This window comes from Cupriavidus sp. 05T313, assembly GCF_056396665.1.
On record NZ_JBFTLX010000376.1, the window covers coordinates 1 to 4,846 of the forward strand.

The window sequence follows — 4,846 nt, forward strand, 5'->3', positions numbered from 1 at the left end:
GGCCCAGATCCTGGACCTGATCCGCCGCCTGCAGAAAGAGCTTGGCATGGGCGTGGTGATGATCACGCACGACCTCGGCGTGGTGGCGGAGTGCTGCGACCGGGTGATCGTGATGTACGCCGGGCGCAAGGTCGAGGAAGCCGATGTCACCGACCTGTTCGACCGCCCGCTGCACCCCTATACCCGCGCGCTGATGGCCTCGATGCCCTCGATGAATACCAGCAGCCAGCGCCTGGCCGAAATCCCCGGCCTGGTGCCATCGCCCCAGGAAGCGCGCCGGGGCTGCGCCTTCGCGGCGCGCTGCCCGCATGCCGACACGCGCTGCGCGCGCGAGATCCCGCAACTCACGCGCCACGGCGCAGACCATGCGGTGGCCTGCTTCGCGGTCGAGGAAGGCCGTATCGAATGCAACCAGCAAGCCCGGGAAGCCCAGGAAGCCATCGCATGAGCACCAACTCCGCAACGCCATCGCCCCTGCTCAAGGTCGACCGGCTCAAAAAGCACTACGTCGCGCCGCAGCGCTGGCTGGCGCCGCGCAAGCCGCCCATCCAGGCGGTGGATGGCGTGTCCTTCACCGTCGAGCGCGGCGAAACGCTCTCGCTGGTCGGCGAATCCGGCTGCGGCAAGACCACCACCGCCAAGTCGGTGCTGCGCCTGATCGAGCCTACCTCGGGCTCGGTGCAGCTCGACGGCGAGGAACTGGTGGGCCTGCCGGCCAGCGCCATGCGGCTGCGCCGGCGCGACCTGCAGATCATCTTCCAGGATCCCTATGCCTCGCTAAGCCCGCGCCTGACAGCCGGCGAGATCGTCAGCGAGCCGCTGCGCAATTTCGGCGTGCAGTCGCGCGCCGAGCGCAGCGAACGCGTGCAGTGGCTGTTCGGCAAGGTCGGCCTGCGGCCGGAGGCCGCGAAGAAATTCCCGCACGAATTCTCGGGCGGCCAGCGGCAGCGGCTGGGCATCGCACGCGCGCTCGCGCTCAACCCCAAGCTGATCGTCTGCGACGAACCGGTGTCGGCGCTCGACGTCTCGGTGCAGGCGCAGGTGGTCAACCTGCTGATGGACCTGCAGGCCGAGTTCGGCATCGCCTACCTGTTCGTCGCGCATGACCTGGCGGTGGTGCGCCACATCAGCCACCGGGTCGCCGTGATGTACCTGGGCCAGATCGTCGAACTGGCCGGCCGCGACACCTTGTTCTCCGCACCGCGCCACCCGTACACCGAGATCCTGCTGTCCGCGGTGCCAGTGCCCGATCCGCGCACGCCGGCCCGGCGCCTGCTACTGCAAGGCGACCCGCCGAGCCCGGCCAACCCGCCAGCGGGCTGCCGCTTTCACACACGCTGCCCGCTGGCGCAAGCCGTATGCAAGGAACAGGCGCCCGCCCTCACCGAACGGCCATCCGCCGGCGGTGGGCATCAGGTGGCCTGCCATTTCCGCTGACCGACTCGCTGCAGACCAAAATGAGGAATCCGATGTCCGATCCCAATTCCACGCACTACGACCTGCTGATCGCTGGCGGCACGGTGATCGACGGCAGCAAGGCACCCCGCTTCAGCGCCGATATCGGCGTGCGCGGCGGCCGCATCGCGGCGATCGGCAACCTGACCGGGCACACGGCCGACCGGACGCTGGACGCGGCGGGCCAGATCGTCGCGCCCGGCTTCATCGATGCGCACACGCACGATGACCAGGCCGTGCTGTCGCAGGCCACCATGCCCTTCAAGATCTCGCAGGGCGTAACGACCGTGATTGCCGGCAATTGCGGCATCAGTGCCGCCCCGTTGCGCGCCGACATGGACCTGCCCATGCCGCTGAGCCTGATCGACTCGCCGGCCGAGGGCCGCTTCACCACCTTCGCGGCTTATCTCGACGCGTTGCGCGCCACGCCAAGCTCCGTCAACGTGGCGGCGATGGTCGGGCATTCGACCCTGCGCGCGGTCACCATGCCAGCGCTCGACCGGCCCGCCAATGCCGAGGAAATTGCTGCCATGCGGGCACTGGTCGAGGAAGCCATGCAGGCCGGCGCGATCGGCCTGTCGACCGGCACCTTCTACCCGCCCGCCGCCAAGGCGACGACCGAGGAGATCATCGAGGTCTGCCGGCCGCTCAGCGCGCGCAAGGCGCTATACGTGACGCATATGCGCGACGAGTCCGACCATGTCATGCAGTCGCTGGAAGAAACCTTCCGCATCGGCCGCGAGCTCGACGTGCCGGTGGTGGTGTCGCACCACAAGGTGCAGAACACGGCAAATTTCGGCAAGAGCCAGGTCACGCTGCCATTCATCCGTGAAACCATGAAGCACCAGTGCGTCTCGCTCGACTGCTACCCGTACACGGCCGGCTCCACCATGATCCGCACCGACCGCGGCATGCTCGAAGGCCGGGTGCTGATCTCCGCCAGCCAGCCGCACCCCGAATGCGCGGGCCGCGATCTCGACGACATTGCCAGGGAATGGGGCGTGCCCAAGGACGAGGCCGCGCGCCGCCTGCAGCCCGGCAGCGCGGTCTACTTCCTGATGGACGAGAACGATGTCCAGCGCATCCTCGCGTTCGACGAAACCATGATCGGCTCCGACGGCATTCCTGTCGGCGAAAGCCCGCATCCGCGCCTGTGGGGCACCTTCCCGCGCGTACTCGGCCACTACTGCCGCGAGATCGGGCTGTTCCCGCTAGAGACGGCGGTGTGGAAGATGACCGGGCTGACGGCGCGCAACTTCGGCCTGCATCAACGCGGCACGCTGGAGGTGGGCCACCATGCCGATATCGTCGTCTTCGATGCCGCGAACGTGCGCGATGCCGCCAGCTACGAAACCCCTGCCCGACCGGCCGAAGGCATCGACACCGTGATCGTCAACGGTGCCATTACGTGGCGGCACGGCGCGCACAGCGGGGCGCGCAACGGGCAGGTGATCACACGGCAAGCCACGCCATAACGCGGGAAACGTGCCGCTTGCTTACGGACCGCCGCCACCGCCTTGATCTCGGCCACGAGTTCCGGGCGTTGCGGCTTAGCGACGCACATGCCGGCTGGCGCATACGGGACCTGAGGCGCATGAGGCGCATGCGAACCCGCTATGCCCACCGGTGCCGGCGCCGCACCCCGCCATCACCCTCGGGCCCACTTGTCAACCCGCCCAAATATCCGGCCAGCGCCCTCGGGCATTCGGCCCAAGGACCGGCAGCACGGCTACAATGGCGCGCCACACGCTTGCCGTTCACACCATGTCCACAACGTACACGCTTGTCGGAATTGCGCGCGCCAAGGCTCACCGCCGTGAAGTCCTGGTTGCCAAGCTGGCCGCGCTGCGCCTGCGCGGCGCCATGGAACCCGGTTGCCTGCGCTACCACGTGGGAGAAGACGCCGAGGATGCCGAGGTGTTTGTGCTTTATATGGAGTGGAATTCCAGGCACGCGCTGGAATCGCATCTCAACAGCGAATATGTGCGTGATTTTCACGACACCCGGCAGGAATTTCTTGAGGGTGACATCAATTTCCGGTGGCTGAACGCTGCCTGACGGCCGCCCAAGGGCCGCCATCCCGAAGTGGCCCAAAACCCGCTTTTCCGGCCGAAGCCGAACCCGTCGGCCATCCGGTTTTTCCGGCACGGCTTGTTATTCCCCCAACGCCGATCTATCACTTTGAGTGACGCTCCAGCGCATCCGGAGCGCATCACCCGGAGTACATCATGGACGTCAGGGATGGTTTCGTCGGCACCATCGGCCACACGCCGCTGATCCGGCTGGCAGGACTGAGCGCGGAGACTGGCTGCGAAATCCTGGGCAAGGCGGAATTCCTCAATCCGGGCGGTTCGGTCAAGGACCGCGCGGCGCTCTTCATCATCCGCGATGCGGAACGGCGCGGCGTGCTCAAGCCCGGCGGCACGGTGGTGGAAGGCACCGCCGGCAATACCGGCATCGGCCTGGCCCATATCTGCTCCGCGCGCGGCTATCGATGCATCGTGGTGATCCCAGACACCCAGTCCCCGGAAAAAATGGACCGCCTGCGGCTGCTCGGCGCCGAGGTGCGCCCGGTGCCCGCGGCGCCCTATGCCGACCCCAACAACTACCAGAAGGTGGCCGGGCGCCTGGCCCAGGAGACGGAAAACGCCATCTGGGCGAACCAGTTCGACAACCTGGCCAACCGCCAGGCGCATTACGAAACCACCGGCCCGGAAATCTGGCATGACACCGCCGGCAAGGTCGATGCCTTTGTCTGTTCCACCGGCACGGGCGGCACGCTGGCCGGCGTCGCGCGTTTCCTGAAGGAGAAGGAGCGCAACCCGCCCGTGCGCATCGTGCTGGCCGATCCGCACGGCAGCGGGCTGTATCACTTCGTCAAGCACCGCGAGGTCAAGGCCGAGGGCAACTCCATCACCGAGGGCATCGGCTCCAGCCGGGTCACCGCCAACCTGGCGGACACGCCGATCGACGATGCGGTCCGGATCGACGACCGGTCCTGCGTCGACACGGTTTACCGGCTGCTGCGCGAGGAAGGCTTATGGCTGGGCGGTTCGTCCGGCATCAACGTGGCGGCGGCGGCGTGGCTGGCCCGCGAGATGGGGCCCGGCCACACCATCGTTACGCTGCTGTGCGACCGCGGCGACCTGTATGCCGGGCGCCTGTTCAATGCGGACTGGCTGGCGGCCAAGGGGCTGACGCCGCAGCCCCTCGTGGCACGGCACTGAGCCCTGGCATGGCTACGGCGCCTCTTTCAGGCGCCGCCACAGGGTAGTGGCGCTGATGCCCAACTGATGACAGGCGGCAGCGCGGTTGCCCCCGCATTCCGCCAGCACGCGCCGTATATGCTCTGCCTGGCTCGCGCGGGCCACGCCCGCGAGCGAGCCGGCCC

At 67.7% G+C, this 4,846-nt stretch carries 6 protein-coding genes; 5 read left to right on the forward strand and 1 reads right to left on the reverse strand.

Going from position 1 to position 4,846, the window contains the following annotated elements:
- From AC1DKD_RS39100 to AC1DKD_RS39120, 5 genes are all read left to right on the forward strand, one after another.
- A partial coding sequence (locus AC1DKD_RS39100; RefSeq protein ID WP_477144550.1) for an oligopeptide/dipeptide ABC transporter ATP-binding protein occupies positions 1–448 on the forward strand: 448 nt, incomplete at its 5' end.
- On the forward strand, positions 445–1,437 hold the full coding sequence (locus AC1DKD_RS39105) for an ABC transporter ATP-binding protein (RefSeq protein ID WP_477101678.1): 993 nt from the start codon (positions 445–447) through the stop codon (positions 1,435–1,437). The genes AC1DKD_RS39100 and AC1DKD_RS39105, both read left to right, overlap by 4 nt.
- Positions 1,438–1,469: 32 nt before the next feature.
- Entirely contained in the window at positions 1,470–2,930 is a 1,461-nt protein-coding gene (locus AC1DKD_RS39110) for an N-acyl-D-amino-acid deacylase family protein (protein ID WP_441628692.1), read from the forward strand.
- A gap of 259 nt (positions 2,931–3,189) precedes the next feature.
- Complete coding sequence (locus tag AC1DKD_RS39115) at positions 3,190–3,513, forward strand: putative quinol monooxygenase (RefSeq protein ID WP_235185115.1); 324 nt, start codon at positions 3,190–3,192, stop codon at positions 3,511–3,513.
- Between the two features lie 170 nt (positions 3,514–3,683).
- A complete protein-coding gene (locus AC1DKD_RS39120; RefSeq protein ID WP_441628694.1) occupies positions 3,684–4,682 on the forward strand; it encodes a cysteine synthase A in 999 nt (332 codons plus the stop codon).
- Between the two features lie 12 nt (positions 4,683–4,694).
- Here the strand turns inward: AC1DKD_RS39120 and AC1DKD_RS39125 are convergent.
- On the reverse strand, positions 4,695–4,846 hold a 152-nt coding region (locus tag AC1DKD_RS39125), incomplete at its 5' end, for a helix-turn-helix domain-containing protein (protein WP_477144551.1).

Coding starts and splice junctions, on each gene's coding strand:
- AC1DKD_RS39105 (WP_477101678.1), top strand. CDS start 445: ATGAGCACCAACTCCGCAACGCCATCGCCCCTGCTCAAGGTCGACCGG.
- AC1DKD_RS39110 (WP_441628692.1), top strand. CDS start 1,470: ATGTCCGATCCCAATTCCACGCACTACGACCTGCTGATCGCTGGCGGC.
- AC1DKD_RS39120 (WP_441628694.1), top strand. CDS start 3,684: ATGGACGTCAGGGATGGTTTCGTCGGCACCATCGGCCACACGCCGCTG.
- AC1DKD_RS39115 (WP_235185115.1), top strand. CDS start 3,190: ATGGCGCGCCACACGCTTGCCGTTCACACCATGTCCACAACGTACACG.